A 24,392-nucleotide genomic window follows, 5' to 3' on the forward strand; every position below is an offset into this window, starting at 1 on the left:
TTTCCGTGATGGTCTTGATCGTCGAGCACCTGGGGCCGTGGTCAGGGCGATCAGCGCGGAAGGCGCAAAATTTACGAGGCGTTGGTGGCTTCGGCGGTGTCAGGGCGGTTGTCGCCGCGGACCGCGTCGAGGTAGTCCGCTTTCGACAACTTGTATGACCGCAGGAGGAACGATGCCTTTCGTTGACCAGCTACCCGCCCTCCTTGGCGTCGTCGTCGGTGCGGTCGGCTCCTATGCCGCCTCCAGCCTCACCGAACGCGGCCGCTGGCGGCGCGCGAGAACTGAGCGATGGGACAACGAGCGCTTCCACAGCTACGCCCGCTATGCCCACCTCCTGAAGATCCAGATTCACCTCGCCCAGCGCATCGGCGCTGCCCGGGGCTTACCCCGCACCGGCAACCCGATAGACATCGAGGAGGGGCTGGCCCAGCTCGACGAGGCTGAGACCAAGCGGGCCGCCGAGTGGGAGTCGGTGCTCCTGGTGGGCGATGCGGCAACCGTGGCCGCAGCCCGCACCTGGCACGAAGCGGTCTGGAACGTTGAACTCTACGCCAAGGGCATGCGCAGTGACCCAGATGGTTGGGTCAGCGCCGTAGGCGCGATGAGCCGCGCCCGCGACGCCTTCTATGCCAGCGCTCGCCGCGATCTCGGCATCGCCGGTCCGCCGCCGCCCTCCGGCCAGTGGCCCCGGCCATGGGAGATCGACGAGCCCGCTAAGCCAAGCAAGATCATTAAGCAATAACCGGTGGGTTCCGGCGCCCCAGCGTGCTCCCGCGGTAGCCGTCCAGGTGCCGGTAGTCGGGCACCCAGCCGATCCGGTCGGCCGACAGACCGCGCCCGGCCAGCTTTTGGTCTCTCCCCCGGCGCTTTCCGCCAGCTCCCTGGCGAAACGGACGTGGAACTGGCCGCAGTGCACGGCGTGGACGGCCCCGCGCGGCACCAGCGGCGCCATGTTCCCGCCCAGCACGACCCTGCGCCCCGCCTCCTGCAGCCGCTCCGCGCAATCCAGCTGGAGCTTTGCAGCACGGTTTACTCCCATCGCTGGGCGCGCCGGCAGCACCTCAAGGCTGTCAAGGCGGCCGACAGCATTCCTTCCCGCATTTCGGGTCATTACATATTTCGTCCTGGCCGGGTGGCTACGCCGTTCAGGGCCTCCGGGTGGCGCACGCGCCGGGGCCGGCCTCCTTGAGGGCCGGGCGCACCCATGAATGCTGCAAGAGGTCTTGCGAGATCGCCGGAACGCGGAGTCGCGGCGCGCAAGATATGGCTCTCCAGCTTCTGCGGTGATTGGGGTGGAAATGCTGAGTCGTAGGAAGTTATTCACGCTCGGTGGAGTCGCAGGGGCGGCGGTCCTCATGCCCAAGGCGATGGAACCGTCGGCTGTCGCCCAGCAAACCCCGCCCCACCCACGCCACGGGCACGGTTCGAGCTCCCCCAAAGCCACCACCAGCACCCGGGCGCCGGTGGCTCCCTTCTCCGTGCGCATGCCCGTGCCACCGGTGCTGCGGCCGATCGCCCAGCTGCCCGACGCGGACGTCTATGAGCTGGCCATCCGCCAGATCGAGGCCGAGATCCTGCCCGGCGTCCGGACTCCCGTGCTCACCTACGGCAACCACTTCGTCGCTCCGACCATCCGCGCCAAGAGCGCACGCCGTACCCTGATCACCTTCCGCAACCACCTGCAGGCAGCCTCCAACGTGCATCTGCACGGTGGGCACGTGCCGGCGGCCAGCGACGGCCACCCGATGGACCTCATCCACCCCGGCGGGGCCAGGCTCTACAGCTATCCCAACCGGCAGCAGGGCGCGACGCTCTGGTACCACGACCACAGCCACCACACCGAAGCGGAGCACGTCTTCCGCGGCCTGCACGGCGCCTACCTGCTGGAAGACGACAGCGAGCGGCACCTGGGGCTGCCCGACGGCGAGTACGACATCCCGATCCTGCTACGCGACGCCGCCTTCGACGAGTCCGGCGCCCTCGTCTTCGCCGAGCCGGAGTACCGCACCACCCTCCTGGCCAACGGCAAGCCCTCGCCGTACTTCCCGGTCGCGGCACGCAAGTACCGCCTGCGCCTGCTCAACGTCTCCACCCACCGCGACTTCACCCTCAGCCTGGGCGGAGTCGAGATGACGCAGATCGCCACCGACGGCGGCCTGCTGCCCGCCCCCGTGCCGCGGACCACGCTGCTGATCAGCCCCGGCGAGCGCATCGAGATCGTGGTGGACTTCTCCCGCCATCCGCTGGGCACCCAGCTGCTCCTGGCCGACACGACCGGCCCGGTGCTCCGCTTCGACGTCGTACGGCGGGCCCGCGACAACAGCCGGGTGCCCGACCGGCTGCGTGAACTGCCTGCCCTGCCCGAGGCGACCGCCACTCGCGAGGTGGTGCTCGGATTCGGGTTCGTCGGCGACGTGCCGATGGGCCTGATCAACGGCCGGCCGTTCGACCCGAACCGCATCGACGCGAAGATCAAGCTGGGCACCACCGAGATCTGGCGCATCACCAACGGCGACGTCCAGTACCAGGTCCCGCACAACTTCCACACCCACCTGGTGCAGTTCCGGGTGCTGGACCGCGACGGCAACCCGCCGCTGCCGGGCGAGACGGGCCGCAAGGACACCGTGCACATCAGACCCGGGGAGTCGGTGCGGGTGCAGGCCACCTTCGGCGACTACACCGGGCGCTTCATGTACCACTGCCACCTGCTCGAACACTCACAGATGGGCATGATGGCCCAGATGGAGATCACCCGTTGACGCTCAGGTGTCGGAGTGGGAGCGGTGGCGGACTGGCCCGTCCAAGGCGTCCGGGCCGGTCTGGAGAAGGCGTTGTCGGGTGGAGGAGATCCTCGCCACGGGGCTGGGCCGGTTGGAGCTTGATCCGTCGGTGCCGCAGCGGCAGCTGGTGGACCTGGCCAAGTAGGGGCTGGGCGCCCGGTCGGCGCAGATGAAGCGAGACCTGTTCGAGCGGATCGCCACGCTGGTGGCCCGAGCGTGGACGCGCGCGGACGACGTCAGGCCAGGCCGCTCCGAGACAACCGGTCAGGGGGAACGGCGGCGCTTATCGTGGTGCCTTCTCCCCGTACGCCATTGACGGTGAGGCGGCCGCCCAGTCCGGCGACTTCGGCCCGCCGGCCGTGTAGACGGGCCTCGAACTCCGCCGACATCCCGGAGCCGTCATCGCTGACGGTCAAGCGCAACCCGCTGGCAGCCACGGTGAGGGCGATGGAGACGGTACAGGTCGATGCCTGCCGTTCCACCTCCTGCAGGACATCACGGATCGTGCCAAGGACGATCTCGGCGATCACGGCGGGGAGCGGCTGTTTCGGCAGAGCCCATATCTCCACCGTGATCCCGGTCTGCAGCGACCATTCCGCCAAGTAGTCCGCCAAAGCCTGTGAGGCTGTGCGACTGCCTGTTTCGAGTTCCCCATGCGAGCTATTGATCATCTGCTTCTTCCATCGCTCGTCAACCGGTCGAGTGCGCCTGAGCAGGCCGTACAGAGGAGCTGCGCGGGAACGGTCATCGCCGGAGCCAGGCCTGCTCGGAGGTGATCTTGCAGGGCCACTGGATCGCCTTCTTGCCCTTGCGCTTCTCGCCGCTCCCAATGGCGAGGCACATGCCTGTGGCCCTGTTCCGAAGCCGCTGCAGACCGTCGTAGATCCACTCCTGCGCCAGTCCGCCGTCCGTGCACGGCCACTGGATCGCGATCTTCCCCTGCTTCTTCTCACCGCGCCCGATGGCCAGGCACAGCCCGGTCTTGACGTTCACGAGCCGGCGGTCGGGCCGATAGATCCAGCGCTGCTCCTTGCCCCCGGTGCAGGGCCACTGGATCACCGGCTTCGCCGCCTTCACCTCTCCCCGGGCCACGGCCAGACACATGCCGGTCGCGCCGTTGACGTACGCCCGCCCGGGCCCGACGGAGGCCACGCCGGCTTGTGCGGACGCGGTGGGCGGCAGGGACAGCACGGTCAGGGCGGTCACGACCACGGCGGCGGTCTTGGAGCTCGTGCGCATGGATGTCCTTTCTCGGGTGGTCGATCAAGGGGGGATGGGATCACGAGACTGGTCGCGATCATCAGCAGTCGCTGATCCCGATCTGCGAGCAGGCCGGGACAGGTCACACGCCCGTGTGCCGGCTCCCGGCGGTTCCCGGCGGGCAAGCGGTCTTGTGACCGCTTGCCCGCCGAGGCCTGTGGCACCAGGATCGTGGCGGCAAGATTGTTCGACACCCCTCATCAGGCAGGCAAACAATGCTTTTCTCGGCGAATGGCTCCTCTCCGCGCCTCCCCAACCAGTGGCAGCGGCTCCTGACACCGATCGACCTTCCGCTGACCTCTTGTCAACGGCCACGTGCGTCGCTTGCGCGCACAGGCATTCAGGCCTGCAACGCACGCGATCGGCGAGCCGCGGTCAACAGTTGATGTGATCAGCGAGCGCATCCGAACCGTCTTCGTCGTCTAGCGAATGGAGTCCCGTAACGGTGGTGGGCCGTCGCGAAAGTCCGGTGGACCCGGCAGCGGGACCGGTTCAACGTTTTGCCTCCGAGTTACGCAAGCTGCGCCAGGAAGCGGGCGGCCTCACCTATCGGGCCATGGCCAAGCGCGCGGGTTACTCGGTCACCACGCTGTCGCAGGCGGCGGCAGGTGAGCGTCTGGCTTCACTGCCCGTCGTCCTCGCCTTCGTGGAAACATGCGGCGGAGACGTCTCCGAATGGGAGCGCCGCTGGCAGCAGGTCGCTCATGAATTGGCCCGCGAGAGGGCGGACGATGACGGTGCCGGCGGGCCGTACCTGGGCCTGGCCCCGTACGACACACACGATTCCGGTCGATTCTTCGGACGGGAGCGGCTCGTCGAGGAACTGCACGAGTTGCTTCGACAGCATCGTTTCGCCGCGGTGTTCGGCCCTTCGGGCAGCGGTAAGTCGTCCCTGTTGCGTGCCGGGCTCGTGCCTGCCGCACGTGGGGAGACGACACCCTCGGGCGAATCCTTTGGGCAGAGCCTGATAGTCACTCCGGGAGAGCACCCGATGCGGCACGCCGACCGGTTCCTCCCTGGCGAGGGCGACTTCGACATGCTGATCGTGGTCGACCAGTTCGAGGAGGTGTTCACTCTCTGCCAGGACCAGCGCGAGCGTGGGCAGTTCATCGACCTGCTGCTCAGCGCGCGCCAAGCACAGAGCCGGATGAAGGTGGTCATAGCGGTTCGCGCCGACTTCTACGGGCGATGCGCCGAGCACCGCGAGCTCACCGGAGCCCTGCGCAAGGCCAACCTGCTGGTCGGGCCGATGCACCACGAGGAGCTCAGAGAAGCGATCGTCCGGCCGGCCATGGCCGAGGGTTTGACGGTGGAGCGAGCGCTGACGGCCGCGATCGTCGCCGACGTCGCCGACGAGCCCGGGGCGCTTCCGCTGATGTCGCACGCGCTGCGGGAGGTCTGGCGCCGCCGTACGGGGAAGATGCTGACCTTGGACGCCTACGAGAGCGTGGGCAGAGTCCACGGGGCGATCAGCCATACCGCGGAGGAGCTCTATGCCGGCCTGTCGCCGGCACAGGCGAGGATCGCCCGGCGAATACTGCTCAGGCTGATCAATCCAGGCGAGCAGGCCCAGGACACCCGCCGTCCCGCCGCCCGGGCGGAGCTGGACCCGTACGGGGAGGCGGACACCGCGCTGGTCATCGAGCAACTGGCCGCGGCCAGGCTGCTCACACTGCACCAGGACACCGTGGAGCTCGCCCATGAGGCCTTGATCGAGTCGTGGCCGCGACTACGTGGATGGGTGGACGAAGGACGCGACCGCCTGCGCACACATCGGCAGTTGACCGAGGCGGCCAAGGCATGGGAGGCGCACGGCCGGGATGCCGGGCTCCTCTACCGGGGCACCCGCCTGGCCGTCGTCGACAAGCTGTTCATCGAGCCGGGTGACCGCGACGACCTCACGCCCCTGGAACGGAACTTCGTTCACGCAAGCGCGGCACTGGCCCGGCGCACATCCCGCAGGCGGGTCGCCGTCTCGGCCGTTCTGGTGGTCTTGCTGGTCGCCTCCATGGCCGCGGCGGGAGTCGCCATCCGGCAGGCCGGCCTGGCCGACGATCGGCTGGAGGAGGCGACGGCCCGGCTGGCCGCCAGGCGCGCGGCCAGCCTGCGGATGAGCGACCCGAAGCTGGCCCGCCGATTGAGCGCCGCAGCCTGGCGGATCGCCCAGGTCCCCGAGGCCAAGAGCGAGCTGATCGACTCGATGGCACTCCCCCTGGTGGACGTCGTCACCGCCCCCTACGACGCGACGGACCTGGTGCATGGGCTCAGCGTGGACGGCACCAGGCTGGCCGTCTACACACCCGGTACGGCGGCGCAGCCGGCCGCCCTGCGCGTGCTTGACCTGGCCACGAAAAAGGAGGTCGCGAGCGCGACATGGAGGGGGCAACAGGTCTTCGAACTGGTGTGGAGTCCTGACGGCCGTACGGTGGCGGTGGACGACGGGAGCAACGCACAGTTGTGGGCCGTCGACGGCGGACGCCTGACGGATCTCGGCGTGGCATTCGCCCAGCTCAGCCCTACGGAGTTCAGTCCGGACGGGCGCTTTCTCATCGGGGTCCGCGATGAGATGAACGAAGTCTGGAGCGTCGCGGACGGGACACGCGTGCTCGACGAGCCGGTCAGCGCCATCAGCCCGGACGGCCGGCTGGCCATGGTCATCCCAGCGGAAGCCGATGAATTGACGACCACCCCGCTGACCCTCGGCATTGGAGCGAGCTCGGGGAGGCGAGTGGAGCTCTGGGACCTCGAGAAGCGTAAGCCGCTCCGGGCCCCCTGGCTACCGGAAACCGCCACAGATGGAGTGTTCAGTCCAGACGGGAAGCGCCTGGCCGTCTCCACCAAGGACGGTATCCGGCTGTTCGACATCTCCTCGGGCAAGGAGGCCCTACGCCCACTGCTTCCGGCTTCCGGACATGTGGAGTTCAGTCTCGACGGCCGGTTCCTGGTCGGGACGCAGGCTGAGGGGCGGGTGACCCTGTGGCGGGCGGACGACGGCACAATGCTGATGAGCTCCCCGATTCCCCCCGACATTGAGGGACCCGATGCCCGTATCTCGCCGAATGCCCGGGTTCTCCGGGTGATCGGCCAGTTCGGCACGGTGAACGTTCTGGACATCTCGCCCTACACCCGCCCGGAGGTGCTTGCTCCCGGAGGCGACGAGCGGCTGTTCAGCCCCGACGGCCGCTTCCTGGTGACGACGAACCTTCGAGAAGGTAGGCCGGAGGTGCGCATTTGGGATGTCGCCGCGCGGCAACCCGTGAGCGGCCCGCTACCCGTCGACGATCTCCCTGAAGAGGACCCTACGGAGACGGCGTACTCCCCGGTGTTCAGCCCCGATGGGCGCACGCTCGCGCTCACCCATCCCTTGTCACCCATGGTGACCTTGTGGGACGTCACGAACGGCCGCAGCATCGGCGCGTTCCGCATCCGGAGCCAGGAAGCCGCCGGAGTCATGTCCTTGACCTTCTCCCCCGACGGCAGAACCGTTGCGTTCGCCCCCTTTTTGGATACCAAAGAGGGGTTCGACGACCTGGAATTGTGGGACGTGAGAGCTCGGAGATGGATCCGGACCGTCTCCGATGCGGGATCAGGGATTATGATCTTCGAGCCGGACGGGCGCCGATTGTTCGTGGACGTATCTGCGCCGGGGCGAATCCTGGTCGATACGGCCACCGGAGAGATACGCCAGCGCTCATCCGACGCTCGTGCCGAGGGAGAGATTCTCTTCATCGAGAACATCGCCGCGATCGGCGACGTCGACGGGCGTTTGACGTTCTGGGACAGGGAGTTGCGCCGGCCTCTGGCCCCACCGCAGAGCGCGCACACGGTGCCGATCAACGCTCTTGTCCCTTACCCGCAGGGCGGGCTGCTCGCCACCGTCGCCGGCGAAGGCGGGTCAGGCATCCAGCTATGGGACTGGCGGGGATATCAGCGGATCGCCGCACCGATCAGCTTCAACACCCAGTCCCCGCCCGCCGTGGCATTCAACCGGACGGCTCTCCTCATTTCATCCGCCGACGGGGCCTTACGTGAGATCACCGTCGATCCCGGCACCGCCACCGCCATGATCTGCCGCCGGGACGGCGGCCTGTCCCCTGCCGAGTGGCAAGAACACATCCCAGAACTGGCCTATCAAAAGACCTGCCACTGATGAGACCCGCGAGAGACGGCGGCCGTTTCTCCCGAAGGTCGCGATCTGTGGGCATTCGACTCAATCAGTTGGAGCCTGGCTGTCCGCGCCGTCAAGCCCGGCGAGGTCTCACCCCTGCGGGAGCACACCCGCCTTCCCATCACCCGCGCTCAGGCCATCCGTGCCTTTTGCGCCCCGCTCAGCTCTACCTGGTCGGTCGAGGTGTGGCCAGCCTGGCGCAATGCCCCCAATCGCTGGGAGATCGACTGGGAGATCCGCGCCGACGGGCACCCCACCAAGACCGAGGTCGCCGAGGCGCTCGCGGCCCACCGCGGCGCGTGCGCCTACCGCCGCCAGATCACCCTGTCCACCGCGGTCGGCACCATCATCCGGTGGGCCCGTGAGGGGACTGTACGGTTTTCGGTGTAACTCCTGATCAAGGAGAACGCACCTGATGAGTACTGTGATCCAGGCATCGACGGAGATCGACCTGGAGGACGCCGCGGTGGCGCGCAAGAAGCCGGACAACTCGACGGATCGGGAGCTGGTGGCCAAGCTGGTCGACCAGGCGCGGGCCGAAGGAGTCGAACTGGTCGGGGAGAACGGGCTGCTGGGCCGGCTGACCAAGCTGGTACTGGAGTCCGCTCTCGAAGGCGAGATCACCGACCATCTCGGCTACGACAAGCACGAACGCTCCGGCGGCGAGACGGGCAACACCCGCAATGGCAGCCGGGCCAAGACCGTCATCACCGACGTCGGGCCGGTGGAGATCACCGTCCCCCGCGATCGGGACGGCAGCTTCGAGCCGAAGATCGTGCGCAAGCGGCAACGACGGCTGTCCGGGGTGGATGAGATGGTCATCTCGCTGGCCGCCAAGGGCCTGACCACCGGCGAGATCTCCGCGCACCTGGCCGAGGTTTACGGCGCTGAGGTCTCCAAGCAGACCATCTCCACCATCACCGACAAGGTGCTGGAGGGGATGGCCGAGTGGCAGAACCGGCCGCTCGATGTCGTCTATCCGGTGATCTTCATTGACGCTATCCACGTCAAGCTGCGTGAGGGCCAGGTCGCCAACCGGCCGATCTACGTGGCGATGGCGGTCACCGTCGACGGCGAGCGTGACATCCTCGGGCTATGGGCCGGCGACGGCGGAGAGGGCGCCAAGTTCTGGCTGCACGTGCTGACCGAGATCAAGAACCGCGGCGTCGCTGACGCGCTGATGGTGGTCTGCGACGGCCTGAAGGGGCTGCCTCAGGCCATCGAGACCGTCTGGCCGCAGGCGGTGGTGCAAACGTGTGTCGTTCACCTGTTGCGCGCCAGCTTCCGCTACGCCGCCCGCCAGCACTGGGACGCCATCGCCAAGGCCCTCAAGCCCGTCTACACCGCCCCGACCGAGGCCGCCGCGCTCGAGCGCCTCTACGAGTTCGCCGAGACCTGGGGCGGCAAGTACCCGGCGATCGTGAAGCTATGGGAGGACGCCTGGGCCGAATTCGTGCCCTTCCTCAACTTCGACACCGAGATCCGCCGGGTGATTTGCTCCACCAACGCCATCGAGTCGGTCAACGCCCGCATCCGGCGGGCAGTCAAGGCCCGCGGCCACTTCCCGAACGAGCAAGCCGCGCTCAAGTGCGTCTACATGGCCATCATGAGCCTGGACCCGACCGGCAAGGGCCGCAAACGCTGGATCACCCGCTGGAAAGCCGCTTTGAACGCCTTCGCCATCACCTTCGAAGGCCGCCTGAACCCGACCACCCGATAACTAATCAAGATCGAGATACACCGTTAACTGGACACACCCCCCGTGAGTGCTTGGAACCCGGCGTCGCGTGATCCTCGACACCGTTATCTACGCGCAGGGACTGTGTCAGCGCCGTTGAGTAGGTGCCAGTTCGTCCGCGCTGTCGGGTGGTGACTCTCTGGTGGTCTTGACGACGTCGACGGTGAGGCGTGGGCGGCCAACGATCGGCCTTGGTGATGACGATGGCGGCTGTGGCGAATAGCGACGTCAAGTTGATGCGACAGCGCGGGTGACAACGCGTCTCGGGTCTGCCCGGTTCTTTTACAGTCTTGGCCGGAGCTCCAAGGCAGGGTGAGGCCGGCGGTGACTGCGTCGAGATCCCGCTCCAGACAACTGGCGAAAGGCGTGGAGGGAGCGCAGCTCATCATCAGCCTTCACTGCGGCGAGCCAGCCAGGAAGGTCCTGGCCTTGGCGTTGGGTGAGCATGATGGCGAAGGAGCGGACGTGCTTGACGAGCGTGGTCAGCTCCGGGCATCGGGCCAGGACCGCCTTGAGCTGGAACTGGTGGTTCAGATGGCTGATCATGACCGTATGGATCGGCGGCCCCGATCGAAACAGTCACAACGACTGAAATCTCGCGTGGCTCCGGCCGGTTAGGTAGGGGGCTAAGCATCATGAATCGGCGAAGAAGGTCTGGAGGTGGCGGTTGACCGGGTCCGGGCAGTCCAGCTGGGGAGCGTGTCCGCAGCCATCCAAGATCACGAGCTGCTCGTTCGGGAGCAGTTCGGCGAGACGGTGGGCGCGTTGGACGGGCTGGATGGTGTCCTGCTTGCCCCACAGCACCAGGGTCGGGGTCTTGGTGGCGGGGAGGGCGCGTTCGGTCTGCGCCCAGTCCAACCGGCGTTCCAGCAGGTAGGTGGCGCGGATGTTGTCGCGGAAGGTCATCGGGGCCCACCACTCGTCCAGCAGCTGCTCGCTGACGCGGCCCTTGTTGACCATCATGCCCTCGGCCAGGCTGCGGACAGTGGACTTGCCGGTGGACAGCTTGACGGCCAGTTCCCCGATGACGGGGATCTTCAGGGATTCCCATATCAGAGTGCCCGGCAGGTCCAGTCCGGTGGCGTCAAGCAGGGCGAGCTTGGTGACGCGATCGGGGTGACGCTGGGCGAAGGCCAGAGCCCAGCCGCCGCTCCAGGAGTTACCCGCCAGCGCGGCCTGCCGTACGCCGAGGCTGTCCATGAACGCGCCGACGGCGGAGACCATGGCGTCCAGGTCGAAGGCGAAGCCGGAGTCCTTCAGCCGGGTGTAGCCCTGGCCTGGCAGGTCGACCACGTACACGGTGTGGTCGCGGGCCAGCACGGTGAGCTGGTCCTTCCAGCCGATGACCGAGGTGCCGCCGGGCGAGAGCAGGATCACCGGTGTGCCGGATCCGGCCTGGACGTAGTGGAAGCGGGCGATCGGGGTGTCGGCGTAGTGTGAGCCGACCTGGGCCAGGTACGGCGAGCGGAACGCGCGGCCGTCCTCGCCGGGCTGCCAGCCGTACGCACCGAACAGCACCGAGGCCACCAGCAGCGCTATCGCAGCCGCCAACCAGCGCCGCCAGCGCCGCCTGTGGACCGGCTGGGTGGCGGCAGGTCGAGATGTGTCGTCAAGGCTGACCATGATGATCCTCTAACTACGTTGGGGAGGGCGTTCATGGGTCTGGACCGGGCTGGTGCGGGGCACTGTGACAGACACGGTGAGTGATCCGGCTCACACAGCGTCTGGTCGCACGATCCACACGCTGAGCGTCGATAGGCAACGAACGTCTTCGGCACCTGGCGGTTCCGCCTGTCGGGCATTTCGACGACCAGGACCAGCCGCAAGGCCGACCCGGTCTTGATGGTGAGTTTCTTGGCGATCTCGGGGTCCGTGGCGCGCAGGGCGCGTGAAGGTGAGCAGGTCGTCGTCGATGACCCTGGGCCCCGCCGGCCGTGGCGGCCCTTGGCGGCGGCGCTCTGCTGGCCTTCCAGGGTCTTTTCGCGGATGTAGTTGCGGTCGAGCTGGGCGCCGACGGCCAGGATGGCGAACACCCATGCCGTTCGGGTCGTAGATCCCGGTCAGGGGGCCGGTGAGCAGTTAGGGCTCCGTACTCTACTGATGGGGTCGAGCGCGGTCAGGGCGTCGACTCTGGCGAGCGGGGTCATAATGGGCTCTGCTCAGGACAGGCTGAGGGCGCGAAGGCGCAGAGGGTCGAGGGTGTACTGGCGGACGATGCGGCCGAGGGCGCTCATCAGTCGTGACTTCGTACGGCTTGGGCTCTATGCGCAGCCCGTCGTTGAACGAGGGAAGGACGTGCTTGGACGAGCACAGCGGGCCGCCGAACGGCAGTGTGCTCCAGTGTCGCCGCCGAAGTCGTGCAGGAAGCCCGCTTGCTTGTTCAGCATGGTCACCTCGACCCGCGTTGGCGACGATCATTTCGGGATCTCCTGGATGTGCTCGGGGCGGAAGCCGAGGGCGAGGAGTCGTCCGGACAGGTAGCGGGGGATGGCGGTGCGTTGGATCAGGAAGCGGAGCAGGCCCGGCGGCTGGCCGTCCTTCCACCTGCGGTCGAAGGCCTGGCGCTGCAAGATTGCCTGCACCTGCTGGGTGAGGACGGTGGGCCATTCGCGGCGGTGTTCGACGGCGGCCAGATGACCGTCGTCGAGGGTGCCGTCCAGAAGCGGGCGGGTGAGGATGTTGGCGGCGGCGATGGCGTCCTGGATGGCCAGGTTCATGCCGACCCCGCCGACCGGTGACATGGCGTGGGCCGCGTCGCCGATGCACAGCAGGCCGGGCTGGTGCCAGGTGTGCAGGCGGTTGACCTGCACCTCCAGGAAGCCCATGGTGTCGAAGGAGGCCAGCTCGCCGGTGCGGTCGGCGAACATCGGGGCCACCTCGGCCACGTCCCGGCGGAAGGCCTCGATGCCTCTGGCCTTGCAGTCGTCGAAGCCGCCCTTGCCGATGAGGTAGCCGCACTGCCAGAAGTCGCCGCGGTCGATGGCGACCATGCCGCGGCCGCGGGCGAGCTGGAAGATGTGGTCCTCCTGGTCGCCCTCGTGTCGGGTCAGGTGGAACCAAATCACGTCGATGGGCGCGCCGAGCTCGTGCAGCTGCATTCCGGCCGCCTGCCGTACCGCCGAATTCCGGCCGTCGGCCCCGACGACCAGGTCGGCGTGGAACTCGCGGCCGTCCTCGCAGCGCACTCCCACGACCTTGCCGACCCGGCGGATAACGTCGCGCACCGGGGTGCTCTTGTGGAGGGTGAAGGTCGGATGACGTTGGGCCTCCTCGGCGAGCAGGTTGAGGAAGTCCCACGGCGGCACGAAGGCGATGTACGGAAATTTCACTTTCATTCCGGCGAACGCCTCGATCGAGGTGAGACCGCCGCCCAGCGGTACGTTGAGCGTGGTGACCTTGCGGTGCCGCAGCCGGTGGAAGCGCTCGGTCAGGCCCAGCTGGTCGAGTGCTTCCAGGGTGGAGGGATGTACGGTGTCGCCTCGGAAGTCGCGCACGAAGTCGTTGTGTTTCTCCAGGACGGCGACCTCGACGCCATTGCGGGCTAGCAGCAGGCCGAGCATCATCCCGGCGGGGCCGCCACCGGCGATGACAACGCTCATTGAAGATCTCCCTGATGGGTTCGGGGACAGAAGTTGAGAGCAAGGGGCCGCGCACCCGGGTCAGGATGGCTGGCGGATGTCCATGCCCCTCGTGCTGTCATGGCGCAGCCAGCGGAGCGCAGCCTTCTATTGGCGCAGGGCCCGGGCGGCTGCCCAGGCTCTTGGCATGCCGAATTCGGCCACGCCGCGGAGCAGGTCGCGCAGGGTGTCGTCGGTGGCGCCGGCTGATTTGGCCAGCTCGGCGTGCAGGCGCAGGGATTCGCCGAGTGTTTGGTAGAAGACGTCCACGGTCAGGCAGGCGATGGCCCGTTCGCGGATGGTGAGGTGTGGGCGGGCCCAGCGCTGGGCCAGCTGGTCCTCGGTGAAGGCGGCCAGGCCCGGGTCCACGTCCTCCAGGGCGTGTACGGCTCGCGCGAGCGGTCCGGCCAGCGGCGCCGGCTCGACGGGCTTGTCGTCCTGGGCTCGGGGCAATCCGAGCTCGGTCAGGCGTTGGAAGGCGGTGACCACGATCGGGTAGCCCACGTAGGGCGCCAGGTGCCGGTAGAGCTCGCGGATCGCCTCGGGGTCGACCCCCTGGGTCAGTGCCATCTGCAGGTGCATGGCCAGGGGTAGGTCGAGGTGTGGGTGGCACAGGTCGGCGGTCAGGCAGACGAAGGCCTTTTCGCGCGTGGTCAGGTGGGTCAGGCCCCACAGGTTGTGGCCCGCGCCGACGGCGAGCTGGGCGAAGACGGGGTCGAGGGCGGCGAGGGCCTCGGCTCCGGCGAGTTGGGTCATGGCGTGCTCCGTTCAGACGAAGTTCAGATCAACAGGTTCAGGACAGACCGAGCGCGCGAAGGCGCAGGCGGTCGAGGGTGTACTGGGGGACGATGCGGCCGAGGGTGCTCATCAGCCGTGACTTCTTGCCGACCGGATACCGGGAGCGGGGCTTGTTCGAGGTGAGGGCGTGCAGGACGGCGCGGGCGACGACGTCGGGGCTGGAGCCGGTGCGCTCTTCCCTGAGGCCGGCGGTGGTCATGGTGCGGTAGGCCCGGCCGTACAGCCGCCGTCCTTCCTCGCCGAGGGAGGCCAGGCGGGGTTCGACCTCGTCCTCGAGCTTGTCGACGGCGTCGGTGTGGATGGAGCCGGGTTCGATGAGGACGGCGGCCACGCCGTACGGCTTGAGCTCCATGCGCAATGCGTCGTTGAGTGAGCGGATGGCGTGCTTGGACGAGCACAGCGGGCCGCCGAACGGCAGGGTGATCCAGCTGCCCACCGAGCCCACGGTGACCACGCGGCCGCGTGAGGCGCGCAGCATCGGCAGCATCGCCTGGGTGACGGCCACTTGGCCGAAGACGTTGACCTCGTACTGCCAGCGCAGCGCATCCAGCGGGACGAACTCGAGCGGTCCGGTGACGCCGATGCCGGCGTTGTTGACCAGCGCGTCGAGGTGGCCAAGGCGCTCGGCGGCCTCGGCGATCTGGGTGGCGTCGGTGACGTCGAGCTGGATCGGGATGACGGTCGGGCCGAGCGCCTGGCCGTCGGCCTCCTTTCGTACCCCGGCGTAGACGGTGAAGCCCTCGCGGGCCAGCAGGAGGGCGGTGGCGCGCCCGATTCCGGTGGAGGCGCCGGTCACCAGGACGGTCTTCGACATTGTCGTGCTCCCTTCGTCGTATGCCAACGATTGTTGACCTCATCGGCTCGCGAAGTCAACACGTGTTGGCCTACAATTGTTGGCATGAGAAGATCGGCAGCAGAGACCAAGGCGGTCATCCTGGCGGTGGCGCGCGAGCGCTTCGCCGCCGACGGGTATGAGAAGGCGACGATCCGGGCGGTGGCCGCCGAGTCCGGCATCGACCCGGCGATGGTGATGCGGTACTTCGGCTCCAAGGAGAAGCTGTTCGCCACCGCCGCCGAGTTCGATCTGCGACTGCCCGACCTGAGTCAGGTGTCGCGCGAACGTCTGGGCGAGACGATCATCAGGCACTTCCTGGAGCGGTGGCGCGCCGACGACGGGCTCCAGGTCCTGCTGCGTACGGGGGTGACGAACGAGGCCGCGGCCCAGCGCATGCGCGAGGTGTTCGGCGCCCAGCTCGCACCCATGATCGTTACCTCCGCCGGGGATCGGGCGGCGACGAGGGCGGCGCTCGTGGCCTCCCAGGTACTGGGGATGGCGCTGTGTCGCTACATCCTGAAATTCCCTCCCGCGGTCGACATGTCGGATGAGGAGGTGATCGAGTGGCTCGCGCCGACCCTTCAGCGCTACCTGACCAGCGCGTGAACCTGCTGCTCCTCCGCCTTGAGCAGGTGGTTCTCTTTGATGAGGAAGTAGATCAGCAGGCCGCTCATGATGAAGTGGCCGCCGGCGGTGTACAGACCGGGGAAGTAGCCACCCTTGAGGATGGGGAAGACGAAGTGGGCGATGCCGTTGAGCAGGCCCGCGCCCAGGGCGTACCACCACAGAAAGAAGTTGGCCACCCGGATGCGGTAGAGCGCACCCGCTCCGGCGAAGAAGTAGAGCGCGCCGAAGCCGAAGACGAAAACGAGGAGGAACTCGTTCTCCGGCCAGTCGAACAACTCGACGATCTCGTGGGGGAAGCCGCCGGTGTACTCCTCGGCCATGTGGATGAGCTGGAAGCCCACCGCGCACAGGTAGACGGCGATCACTTTCCTTGACTTCACTGGGCGTGCGTAACTGAAAGCCATCCAGCCGCTCCAGGCCAGCACGCTGGCCACCACGAGGACGACGGCACCTTGGATGGGAAGGGTCAGCAGAGCCCAGGCACAGAACGCGACGGCCAGGATCGCCATCACGGTCGCCGAATACGGCTCGGGTCGTTTGGGCATGGCCCTGACGCTACGAATTTCGAGGTGACCGCCGCCTCCGTCACGTGACTGATGTTCGTTCGCCGTCATACCAGTCAAGCGACGGGCGAGGCTCAACGACCTCAACGGTCACGTTGGCGGCAGTCTGCCAGGCCTTGTGCGAGCTGGACATGGCCGCTTCGTTGCGGAGGAGGGCACGTTCAGCATGGGCCGTGTAGAGGAGCTGTCGGCCACCCCTCTCCGGAGCCGCAAGCGAGGGAGGTGATCAGCATGGCGATTCAGTCAGGTGACTGAGGCGGTCGGCGAGGGGTGCGGCCTAGCGTCAGCGGCATGAAGCTGATCAATCTCTTCCGGCCCACCTTCCGCACCTTCGTGCTGGCCAACTTCAAGGCCAACGGCGTCGCCGCGCAGCCGATCATCTACCGCCGGGTCTGACCTATGCCAGCTCCAGCCTGGCCAGCTCGGCACGTGAGGAGACACCCAGCTTGGGAAAGGCCCTGTACAGGTGAGAGGCAACGGTACGCGGGCTGAGAAACAGCTGGGCACCGATCTCCCGGTTGGACGCACCCGTGACGGCCAACCGCACCACCTCCAGCTCCTGCGGAGTCAGCGCAGCCAGCGGATCCCCGGCGCGGGCACGGTCCGGCAAGCTGACCCCGGTCGCGCGTAGCTCGGCCGCGGCACGGGCCGACCAGGGAGCCGCGCCGAGCCGGTCGAAGGCCTCCATGGCGGCCTGGAGCTGGGCGCGTGCCTCGGCGCGGCGCCGGTGGCGGCGCAGCCACTCCCCGTAGACCAGCTGGGTGCGTGCCTCATCGAAAGGCTGCCTGCCCTCGGCGTGCAGATCAAGCGCCCGCTCGTACAGCGACCCGGCCGCGCTGTCCGGGGCCAGCAACGCGCGGACCCGGTGCAGGACGGCGAGCGCTCCCGGCCGGCCGGTGGACTCGGCCCATTCCGTGTATCGCCTGAGGTGCTCCCGGGCACGCTGCGGATCTCCTGCCCGGACGGCGGCCTCGACGTAGTCCGGCCAGACATGGCGCCACACGAAGGCGTGGCGGGATGGACCGGCCATGGCCCGGTCCATCCGGTCGAGCACGGCCTCGTAGCGGCCCTGCGAGAGGTCGAGGATGACGCGCGCGTACTCGGCCCAGCAGGCCGCAGGCATCCAGCGACGGTGGTCGGCGTCGCGAACCGCCTGCTCGGCCATCGCCTCGCACTCCTCCTGCGCCCCGGCCACCGCGGACAGCCAGGCGAGCAGGCCGGCCAGGTAGCCGCGCCACATCGGCTGCCCAACGTCGGAGGCCAGGACCAGACCCGCGCTCACCGTGGCCCGCGCGGACGGGTGCCGGCCGTCGAGGATCTCGGCGATGGCCATGATCGACATGGCCTGGGGCAGGCGTCCCAGGCACCCCTCCGCCCGGTACTCCTCCAGAAGCGCGGCCGCGCTGTTGAGCATGCTGGCGGTGTCGGCACGCGCCAGGCCATGGAAGGCGATGAGAACGCGCAGTTCAGACGGCAGCCGATCGGTGGGATCCGGCATCTCGTAGGTGAGCGTGGTCACGGCGTCACCCTCCAGGATCAGGCGGAAGGCGTGGTTGATCGTGCGGACCACGGCGGCCGGCCCTTCGCCCTCCGGGCCGAGTTCCTCGGTGCGGCGGGCGAGCGGGAGCTGGTCGGGATGGGTGGCGCTGGCCCAGGTGTAGTAGCCCGCCATACTCAGCAGCGACAGCTTGACGGGCAGATCGTCGGCCACCGCCGCCCCCTCGTGCAGCAGCCGCACGGCCGCCAGCGGCCGGCCCGCCTCCACCTCCAGCTTGGCGCGCACGTAGAGGAGCTCAGCCAGAATGGAGCCCTTCAGCGTCGCCTCCTCCGCAAGGCGCCGCGCCCGGTCCACCAACTCGCCCGCACGCTGCCACAGACCCGCCTCGATCGCGGCTTCGGCCGCGGCCGTCCACCGCCGTACGGCCTGGGTCGGCTCAGCGGACAACTCCGCCGCGCGCGCGTAGGCCGCTGACACCGCCGCCTGCCCGCCGCGGCCCCGCGCCCGCAGCGCCAGGCTCTCCAGCTCTCCTGCCACCTCCTCATCTGGGTGCAGAGTGACGGCGGCCAGATGCCAGGCTCGCCGGTCGTCGTCGGATGTCTCTGCCAGTGCCCGGTGCGCGGCCATCCGGTCGGCAATGTCACAGGCCAGCAGCACCGCCGTACGCACCAGCGGATGATGAAAGGCGACGCCCGCCGTGCCCACCCGGACCAGGCCGGCCCGCTCGGCCTCGGCGAAGTCGACCAGCGAGGCGCCGAGCAGCCCGACCGCGCGTGCCAGCCCTCCCAGTTCCTGGTGGTCCAAGGCCGCCACCAGCAGGCAGAAACGGGTGGTGACGGGGAGCGCCGAGATCCGCTCGCGAAAACCGCACAGCACCCGGTCCGTCACCGGCTGCGCCGTGCCGAGGGAGAACGACAGCGGCACGAGCGGGCCCCCTCGGCGGTGAGCATGCGGGGCAGCTCGACCAGCGCCAGCGGATTGCCTCCGGCCTCGGCCACCAGCTGGTCCCGTACAACCGGCGGCAGATTCGCCGCCTGCTCTGCGACCAGGCCGCTGGCAGCCTCGGCGTCCAGCTCGCGCAGCCACAGCTCGGGAAGCCCCCGCGCGGGGAACTCGCCGTCGCGCGCGGCGAACAACGCAGCGACGGGCTCGTCATGCAGGCGGCGGGCGGCGAACAGCAGCGCGTCGGCCGACTCGCCGTCCAGCCACTGGGCGTCGTCGACCAGGCACACCACCGGGCCCGCCGCCGACAGCTCCACGAGCAGGCCGAGCGTCGCGAGGCCGACGAGGAAACGGTCTCCCCGGGTCGGGCCGCCGAGGCCGAGCGCGCCGCGCAACGCCTCGGCCTGCTGCTGCGGCAGCGCTCCCAGGTGGTCGAGGACCGGGCGGAGCAACAGGTGCAGGGCGGCGAACGGCAGGTCGGCCTCGGACTCGACACCGTTGACCCGCAGCACGCGTGCATGCGCTTTCGCGGCGGCGTAGTCCAGGAGGGCCGACTTGCCGATGCCCGCCTCGCCACGCACGACCAGAGCGCCGGAGGGGGCTTGCAGCAACTCGTCGACGGCGGCTTGTTCCGCCTGACGCCCGTACAACATCAGATCGTGTTCGCGACGGTGAGTGAAAGGGTTCGGTCGAAGTAGGCGTCCACCATTTGGGTTCCTCGGTGCGTAGCGCGATGTAGCCGTCGGGGCGGATCAAGAGCAGGGTACCTGGGCGGGCCCGGTTGAGCCGGGGTGCCTCCTTGCCGATGAGGGCCTGCGGGAGGTCCGCGCGCGCCCGGAACTCACGATCTGCAGGGTGGCGACGTGGGGGGCTCATCCCTCCGCGGAGCCTGTGAGGAAGCGGATGATCAGATCGGCGAGCTCGCTCGGCTGCTCCGCGACCATGTTGTGGCTCGCGGCCAGTTCGGTCACCTCAACAGTGCCCGGCAGATCGAGAAGGTCGCGCCGCACCCCTCGGCGGAAGGCGGCCATGAGCTCTCCGCCGTCCATTCCCGCCGGGTCCCGGTCGGCCAGGACCACCAGTGCGGGGCACGTCACCACCCGCAGGAGCGGGATCGCGTCACGAAACTCCGGCGCGTAGCGCAGCGCGGCCAGAGTCTCCGAGCTAGGACGCAGGTAGCTGTGGCCGTCCCGGGTGGTAAGGGACCGCTGGGGAAACAGCGCCGCCTGCTCGGCGGGAATCGGCCGGTCCATCATCGCGGCCTGGGCATCGAAGGTGGCCCTGAGCTGGTCAAGGGCCGCCTTCAACGCCTCTGTCGCCATGCCCGGATAGTTGCCCGGGTCGTTCTCCACGGACCGGAGGCCGTCGAGGTTGACGATCGCCGGGCAGTCGGGGTGGCGTAGCGCCCACATGAGGGCGAGCATGCCGCCGAGCGAGTGGCCCACGATCGCCGGACGGTCCAGGTGGAAATGCTTGACCACGGCCTCCAGGTCGCCGAGAACCGCGTCCCACTCCCATGGGCCGTCCCCGGAGAGCCCATGTCCGCGCAGGTCCATGACCACGACCCGGTGCTCTCGCGCGAGGAGCGGCGCCAGGGCATCCCATGCTTCGAGTGTCCCGCCCAGCCCATGAAGGAGCAGTACGGCGGGGCCGTCCCCGCTGTGGTCGCGGGCAGCCAGGGGAATGACGTGATCAGTGATGGTGATGTCCTGAGGGGACACGCTGCTCCTTCGGTTGGTTGAGCCGGGCGCGGACGGACTCGGTGGTCACCCCGCCGTCGGGATGGCGTTCGAGCTTCGCGCGCTTGACGAGGTCGTGAACCCCCTGGCGGGTGATGCCGAGCATGGCCGCCGCGGTGGCGTACGGCACAGCGACGGCACCCGGGTGCCCCGCCCGTCGGGCGACGGCCTGACCGAGGGCGGACCGCCACCATGCCCCCGGCGGGTCGAACGGTCGGTCGCCTGGGAAGGCCGCCGCGATCAGCCGCGCCACCGTATGAACCGCTAGCTTGTCGTCCGGGCCGAGCAGCTGTGCCGCCCACACCTCGGCCTCGATGCGCAGCCGTTCCCGAATCGGCTGGACCTGATCATCCGACTCAAAAAGGATCTCGAGCGGGTCGACGATCCGGGTTTCCATCAGCCGGACGAGTTCTCCGGCCAGTTCGACGTGCTCTGCCGTACTCGATTGGTTCACTTGACGAACGTTAGCAAGTACTTGTCGTGCTCCGTCAAGGGCCGGCGAGGCGATGCGGTCCCGTCGTGCGACAGAAGCAACCATGTCAGCCGCTTCCGCAGGAGCTCTTCGTGTTTCCCGCGTGGTCGGGCTGCGCGGGGCGGGGTCCCGATTTGCTCGCTCATGCGCTTCTCCGTCACGCCATTGCGGATTTCTGACGGTAGAAGTCGATCTGGTCGGCGACTACCCGGTCCCGGAAGGTCGGGTCGGTGTAGAAGGTGAAGTGGGTGCCGGGGTAGACGCGCAGTTCACCTCGCGGCGCGCGGTCGGCCAGCATTCGGGTGGTCTCCAGCGGTGTCTCCCGGTCTTCGGCGGCGGCGCAGACCAGCAGCGGGCAGGTCAGCCGAGCGGCGGCCTCTGCGGGCCGGTAGCGCATCATCTGCAGCAGGCCCCTCGGGGCGACGCTGTTGCGCCACAGCGTTGTTCCTCCGCCGGTCAGGGTCTGGATGTGCTGGTCGGCCTCGGGGGTGGCGGTGACGGCGAATTCTCCCGGCCGTCCGACCATGGGGATGTAGTACGGCCGCAGACCCAGCTTGCCGCGGAGCGCGTCCCAGACGATCGCGCCCAGCAGCCGCAGCGTTTCACCGGTCGAGCGTCCCTCGACTTTCTTCGGAAATCCGTTGAACGGAATCTGCGCCACCACGGCGGCGATCCGGGGATCGCCCTCGGCCACGGTGATGGCGTGCGCGCCGCCCAGGGAGTTGCCCCACAACAGCACCCGGCCGGGGTCGACCCGCTCGTGCGCGCGGGCGAAAGCCAGGGCGGCCCGGACATCGACCAACTGGCCGTCGATGTCGGGAACCTGGCGCGGATCGCCCTCGCTCTCGCCGAAGCCGCGATAGTCGAAGACCAGGGCCGCGAAGCCCTGGGCGGCGAAGCGGTCCGCGTAGTCGAAGAGCCGGTCCATCGTCCCACTGAAGCCGTGGCAGAGCACCACGCACGGCACCGGCTCGGAATCGGCCGGCAGGTAGAGGTAGCCGGCGCACCGCACGCCGGCGGCGGTGAAGGACACCTTGGTTCGCATACAGATCATCCCCGCAGCAATAGACTGACTGTCGGTAAGCACACTTGCGAAAGAACTGACCGTAGGTAAGTGAGATCGAATGACATTTGAGCGGATCTTGGAGGCGGCGCGCGTCCTGTTCGCCGCCCGCGGCTACCGCGCCACCTCGATGCGGGCCATCGCCGACGAGGTGGGCATCACCAAGGCCGCCCTCTACTACCACTTCGACTCCAAGGAGGAGATCCTCCGCCAGCTCACCATTCCGCTACTGGACGAACTGGAGGCGGTGCTGGCCGAGGCCGAGTCCGGCGACAGCGCCGAGCAGGTGCGGTGGCGGGCGATCGAGGGCTATGTCGATGTCCACCTGCGCCACCGCCAGACGCTCACCATGCTGGTCAAGGACATGACACTGCTGGTTCAGGCGCCGATCGCCGACCGCTTCCGCACCGCGATCGCCCTGGCCAACGAGCTGGTGGCCGGACCGGGCGCCGGGTTCGAGCAGCGGGTGCGCGCCTGCCAGGTGGTCGCCGGGCTGGCCGATCCGGTGGTCCTGTTTCGTGACACACCCGCCGAACAGCTGCGCAGCCTGATCCTGGACGGCGCCCGGGCACTGCTGGGCGAACCGGTCATGCCCCGGGCGCGCGGGCGCGCCCGGGGACGCAACGGCGGACGACGCGCCATCCTCACCGACGAGCAGGTCACACAGGTGCGCTCCCTGTACGCCGAGGGCTGCAGCGCCGAGGAGATCGCCACCCGTTTCGACGTCTCCCGGGCCACCATCTATCGCTATCTCAAAATCTAAAGATTCTGAGATTTGATTTTGAGACGGAAGATCGAGCAGGTGCGCGCCGTACCATCCTCGATTGCCACCCGGCAGCGTGCTGGCATGTAAGCAGCCGCCCGGAGGCCGAGATCCCGGGCACGCCGAATTGGCCACACCGCGGATTCGTTCGCGCAGGACACCGGCGCCCTTCGCCAGTACTTCGAGCGGTTGAAAGAGGGGACCATCGCATGAAGGCCATCCGTATCCACGAGTTCGGCGGTCCCGACGTCCTGCGGTTGGATGACGTCGACGTGCCGGAACCAGGAGACGGCCAGGTGCTGCTCAAGGTCGAGGTGGCCGGCGTCGCCTACGGTGACGTCATGAAGCGGCGCGGCGCCTTCGGCCCCGAACTGCCGCTCCCCACCGGGCTCGGCATCGAGGTCGTGGGCACGATCGAACGGTCCGGCCCACGCACCGAAGGGCTCTCGCCCGGCACCAGGGTGGCGGCGTGGGTCGAGCATGGTTACGCCGAGTACGCCGTCGCGCAGGCGGAGGCGGTCGTCGCGCTGCCGGAGACCATCAGCAGCCGGGACGCTGCCGCGTTGCCCGTGCATGGTCTCACGGCCTACCAGACGCTCCACGAGGCCGGATCCATCCGCCGCGACGACACGGTCCTCGTGCACGCCGCTGCGGGCGGGGTCGGCACGCTCGCGGTGCAACTCGCCCGGCTGGCCGGCGCCAAGACCGTCATCGGCACCGCGAGCCGCGCCGACAAGCTCGACCACGCCCGGGCCCTCGGCGCCGACGTCGTCCTCGACTACACCGCTGACGGCTGGGTGGAGGGCGTCCTGGAGGCCACCGGCGGCCGGGGCGCCGACCTGGTCCTGGAATCCACCGGTGGCGATGTCGTTCTGCGGAGCCTGCGATGCATGGCGCCGTTCGGCCGCATGGTCACCTATGGGGCAGCCGGCGGCACTCCTGACACGTTCCCCAGCATGTCGCTGATGGACCGCAACCTGTCGATCATCGGCTACTCCCTCATGGGCTGGATGCGACACCCGAAGCGCACCGCGCAGGCCATCGGGCAACTGACGGATCATCTCGCCACGGGCGCGCTGAAGGTCTCCGTCGGCGCGGTCCTGCCGCTGGAGGCGGCGGCTGAGGCGCACCGAGCGATCGAAGAGCGCCGGACGATCGGCAAGACCCTGCTCCTGCCGCACGAGCAGCCGCCGACCGGCCGGACACCGGCCAGGCCATAGCCAACGAACCACACCGTGAAGGCCTGGACCTCCTATAGCTAACGGTGAGCCGCCATCGCACCAATCCTGCGGGCCGCTCTGACAATATGCGAAGAGTTAGCTATCGGTTGCAGCACGTAGCTATCTCAGGTGGTGCATGCCTTCCGGTAACCCCCTTGGACTTCTCGATGGTGATCGGGGTCCCAGCCGCCCTCGTCCAGCGTCCACGCGCTGATCAGCGAAAACCGAGCCCCCCGTTGATGTTCTGGCGCCGGACGACGTGCAGGAGTGGGCCCTCGACGGGGCAGCCGAGCGTGCGGGAGTCAGCCA

At 68.4% G+C, this 24,392-nt stretch carries 21 protein-coding genes; 8 read left to right on the forward strand and 13 right to left on the reverse strand.

Annotated features, from left to right (window positions below):
* Window positions 1-172: 172 nt before the first annotated feature.
* A complete protein-coding gene (locus H4W81_RS14090; RefSeq protein WP_225958617.1) occupies window positions 173-742 on the forward strand; it encodes a hypothetical protein in 570 nt (189 codons plus the stop codon).
* 721 nt (window positions 743-1,463) lie between these two features.
* Entirely contained in the window at window positions 1,464-2,759 is a 1,296-nt protein-coding gene (locus H4W81_RS14095) for a multicopper oxidase family protein (protein WP_318781735.1), read from the forward strand.
* A gap of 257 nt (window positions 2,760-3,016) precedes the next feature.
* Here H4W81_RS14095 and H4W81_RS14100 read toward each other — a convergent pair whose 3' ends face one another.
* Together H4W81_RS14100 and H4W81_RS14105 are read right to left on the reverse strand one after the other, a co-directional pair.
* Entirely contained in the window at window positions 3,017-3,394 is a 378-nt protein-coding gene (locus tag H4W81_RS14100) for a sensor histidine kinase (RefSeq protein WP_192775217.1), read from the reverse strand.
* A gap of 130 nt (window positions 3,395-3,524) precedes the next feature.
* On the reverse strand, window positions 3,525-4,019 hold the full coding sequence (locus H4W81_RS14105) for an RICIN domain-containing protein (RefSeq protein ID WP_192775218.1): 495 nt from the start codon (window positions 4,017-4,019) through the stop codon (window positions 3,525-3,527).
* Between the two features lie 466 nt (window positions 4,020-4,485).
* Between H4W81_RS14105 and H4W81_RS14110 the strand changes: the two genes are divergently transcribed.
* The 3 genes from H4W81_RS14110 to H4W81_RS14120 all read left to right on the forward strand — a co-directional run bounded on the left by H4W81_RS14110 (window position 4,486) and on the right by H4W81_RS14120 (window position 9,928).
* Window positions 4,486-8,190 (forward strand): nSTAND1 domain-containing NTPase, encoded by a 3,705-nt coding sequence (locus H4W81_RS14110; protein WP_192775219.1) that lies wholly within the window; start codon window positions 4,486-4,488, stop codon window positions 8,188-8,190.
* 201 nt (window positions 8,191-8,391) lie between these two features.
* Window positions 8,392-8,598 carry a hypothetical protein gene (locus H4W81_RS14115; RefSeq protein ID WP_192775220.1) on the forward strand — a complete coding sequence of 69 codons (207 nt, stop codon included), beginning with the start codon at window positions 8,392-8,394 and terminating at the stop codon, window positions 8,596-8,598.
* Between the two features lie 25 nt (window positions 8,599-8,623).
* The gene (locus tag H4W81_RS14120) at window positions 8,624-9,928 is read left to right on the forward strand and encodes an IS256 family transposase (RefSeq protein WP_192775221.1); all 1,305 of its coding nucleotides are present in this window, start codon (window positions 8,624-8,626) and stop codon (window positions 9,926-9,928) included.
* A 300-nt stretch (window positions 9,929-10,228) separates the two neighbouring features.
* Here H4W81_RS14120 and H4W81_RS47180 read toward each other — a convergent pair whose 3' ends face one another.
* The 5 genes from H4W81_RS47180 to H4W81_RS14140 all read right to left on the reverse strand — a co-directional run bounded on the left by H4W81_RS47180 (window position 10,229) and on the right by H4W81_RS14140 (window position 15,175).
* Window positions 10,229-10,492 carry a hypothetical protein gene (locus H4W81_RS47180; RefSeq protein WP_225958618.1) on the reverse strand — a complete coding sequence of 88 codons (264 nt, stop codon included), beginning with the start codon at window positions 10,490-10,492 and terminating at the stop codon, window positions 10,229-10,231.
* Window positions 10,493-10,579: 87 nt separating this feature from the next.
* Window positions 10,580-11,569: an alpha/beta fold hydrolase gene (locus tag H4W81_RS14125; RefSeq protein WP_192775222.1), complete on the reverse strand. Its 990-nt coding sequence runs from the start codon at window positions 11,567-11,569 to the stop codon at window positions 10,580-10,582.
* Window positions 11,570-12,360: 791 nt separating this feature from the next.
* Window positions 12,361-13,545, reverse strand: a complete 1,185-nt coding sequence (locus H4W81_RS14130) for an FAD-dependent oxidoreductase (protein WP_192775223.1) — start codon at window positions 13,543-13,545, stop codon at window positions 12,361-12,363.
* Window positions 13,546-13,671: 126 nt separating this feature from the next.
* Window positions 13,672-14,319, reverse strand: coding sequence for a carboxymuconolactone decarboxylase family protein (locus H4W81_RS14135; RefSeq protein WP_192775224.1), 648 nt, complete (start codon window positions 14,317-14,319; stop codon window positions 13,672-13,674).
* A gap of 37 nt (window positions 14,320-14,356) precedes the next feature.
* Window positions 14,357-15,175, reverse strand: coding sequence for an SDR family oxidoreductase (locus H4W81_RS14140; RefSeq protein ID WP_192775225.1), 819 nt, complete (start codon window positions 15,173-15,175; stop codon window positions 14,357-14,359).
* A gap of 84 nt (window positions 15,176-15,259) precedes the next feature.
* Here H4W81_RS14140 and H4W81_RS14145 point away from each other — a divergent pair, with 84 nt between their 5' ends.
* Complete coding sequence (locus H4W81_RS14145; RefSeq protein WP_192775226.1) at window positions 15,260-15,802, forward strand: TetR/AcrR family transcriptional regulator; 543 nt, start codon at window positions 15,260-15,262, stop codon at window positions 15,800-15,802.
* Here H4W81_RS14145 and H4W81_RS14150 read toward each other — a convergent pair.
* The 6 genes from H4W81_RS14150 to H4W81_RS14175 all read right to left on the reverse strand — a co-directional run bounded on the left by H4W81_RS14150 (window position 15,784) and on the right by H4W81_RS14175 (window position 22,082).
* Complete coding sequence (locus H4W81_RS14150; RefSeq protein ID WP_192775227.1) at window positions 15,784-16,368, reverse strand: HXXEE domain-containing protein; 585 nt, start codon at window positions 16,366-16,368, stop codon at window positions 15,784-15,786. The genes H4W81_RS14145 and H4W81_RS14150 overlap by 19 nt on opposite strands.
* Before the next feature lie 415 nt (window positions 16,369-16,783).
* A complete protein-coding gene (locus H4W81_RS14155; protein ID WP_192775228.1) occupies window positions 16,784-18,808 on the reverse strand; it encodes a LuxR C-terminal-related transcriptional regulator in 2,025 nt (674 codons plus the stop codon).
* Window positions 18,769-19,479, reverse strand: coding sequence for an AAA family ATPase (locus H4W81_RS14160; protein WP_192775229.1), 711 nt, complete (start codon window positions 19,477-19,479; stop codon window positions 18,769-18,771). The genes H4W81_RS14155 and H4W81_RS14160 overlap by 40 nt, the downstream gene beginning before the upstream one ends.
* Before the next feature lie 219 nt (window positions 19,480-19,698).
* Window positions 19,699-20,547, reverse strand: a complete 849-nt coding sequence (locus tag H4W81_RS14165; protein ID WP_192775230.1) for an alpha/beta fold hydrolase — start codon at window positions 20,545-20,547, stop codon at window positions 19,699-19,701.
* Window positions 20,519-21,019 (reverse strand): hypothetical protein, encoded by a 501-nt coding sequence (locus H4W81_RS14170; protein WP_192775231.1) that lies wholly within the window; start codon window positions 21,017-21,019, stop codon window positions 20,519-20,521. The genes H4W81_RS14165 and H4W81_RS14170 overlap by 29 nt, the downstream gene beginning before the upstream one ends.
* A 175-nt stretch (window positions 21,020-21,194) precedes the next feature.
* Complete coding sequence (locus H4W81_RS14175) at window positions 21,195-22,082, reverse strand: alpha/beta hydrolase (protein ID WP_192775232.1); 888 nt, start codon at window positions 22,080-22,082, stop codon at window positions 21,195-21,197.
* A 79-nt stretch (window positions 22,083-22,161) separates the two neighbouring features.
* Here H4W81_RS14175 and H4W81_RS14180 point away from each other — a divergent pair, with 79 nt between their 5' ends.
* Both H4W81_RS14180 and H4W81_RS14185 read left to right on the forward strand, forming a co-directional pair.
* Entirely contained in the window at window positions 22,162-22,863 is a 702-nt protein-coding gene (locus tag H4W81_RS14180; protein ID WP_192775233.1) for a TetR family transcriptional regulator, read from the forward strand.
* A 209-nt stretch (window positions 22,864-23,072) separates the two neighbouring features.
* The gene (locus tag H4W81_RS14185; RefSeq protein ID WP_192775234.1) at window positions 23,073-24,083 is read left to right on the forward strand and encodes a quinone oxidoreductase family protein; all 1,011 of its coding nucleotides are present in this window, start codon (window positions 23,073-23,075) and stop codon (window positions 24,081-24,083) included.
* Window positions 24,084-24,392 lie beyond the last annotated feature (309 nt).

The sequence above is a fragment of the Nonomuraea africana genome (assembly GCF_014873535.1).
Lineage (GTDB): Bacteria > Actinomycetota > Actinomycetes > Streptosporangiales > Streptosporangiaceae > Nonomuraea > Nonomuraea africana.

Excerpts from the sequence above, each read along its gene's own strand:
- H4W81_RS47180 (WP_225958618.1), bottom strand. The coding sequence starts at position 10,492 with ATGATCAGCCATCTGAACCACCAGTTCCAGCTCAAGGCGGTCCTGGCC.
- H4W81_RS14140 (WP_192775225.1), bottom strand. The coding sequence starts at position 15,175 with ATGTCGAAGACCGTCCTGGTGACCGGCGCCTCCACCGGAATCGGGCGC.
- H4W81_RS14150 (WP_192775227.1), bottom strand. The coding sequence starts at position 16,368 with ATGCCCAAACGACCCGAGCCGTATTCGGCGACCGTGATGGCGATCCTG.
- H4W81_RS14130 (WP_192775223.1), bottom strand. The coding sequence starts at position 13,545 with ATGAGCGTTGTCATCGCCGGTGGCGGCCCCGCCGGGATGATGCTCGGC.
- H4W81_RS14125 (WP_192775222.1), bottom strand. The coding sequence starts at position 11,569 with ATGGTCAGCCTTGACGACACATCTCGACCTGCCGCCACCCAGCCGGTC.
- H4W81_RS14120 (WP_192775221.1), top strand. The coding sequence starts at position 8,624 with ATGAGTACTGTGATCCAGGCATCGACGGAGATCGACCTGGAGGACGCC.
- H4W81_RS14135 (WP_192775224.1), bottom strand. The coding sequence starts at position 14,319 with ATGACCCAACTCGCCGGAGCCGAGGCCCTCGCCGCCCTCGACCCCGTC.
- H4W81_RS14185 (WP_192775234.1), top strand. The coding sequence starts at position 23,073 with ATGAAGGCCATCCGTATCCACGAGTTCGGCGGTCCCGACGTCCTGCGG.
- H4W81_RS14105 (WP_192775218.1), bottom strand. The coding sequence starts at position 4,019 with ATGCGCACGAGCTCCAAGACCGCCGCCGTGGTCGTGACCGCCCTGACC.
- H4W81_RS14145 (WP_192775226.1), top strand. The coding sequence starts at position 15,260 with ATGAGAAGATCGGCAGCAGAGACCAAGGCGGTCATCCTGGCGGTGGCG.
- H4W81_RS14160 (WP_192775229.1), bottom strand. The coding sequence starts at position 19,479 with ATGTTGTACGGGCGTCAGGCGGAACAAGCCGCCGTCGACGAGTTGCTG.
- H4W81_RS14180 (WP_192775233.1), top strand. The coding sequence starts at position 22,162 with ATGACATTTGAGCGGATCTTGGAGGCGGCGCGCGTCCTGTTCGCCGCC.
- H4W81_RS14175 (WP_192775232.1), bottom strand. The coding sequence starts at position 22,082 with ATGCGAACCAAGGTGTCCTTCACCGCCGCCGGCGTGCGGTGCGCCGGC.
- H4W81_RS14090 (WP_225958617.1), top strand. The coding sequence starts at position 173 with ATGCCTTTCGTTGACCAGCTACCCGCCCTCCTTGGCGTCGTCGTCGGT.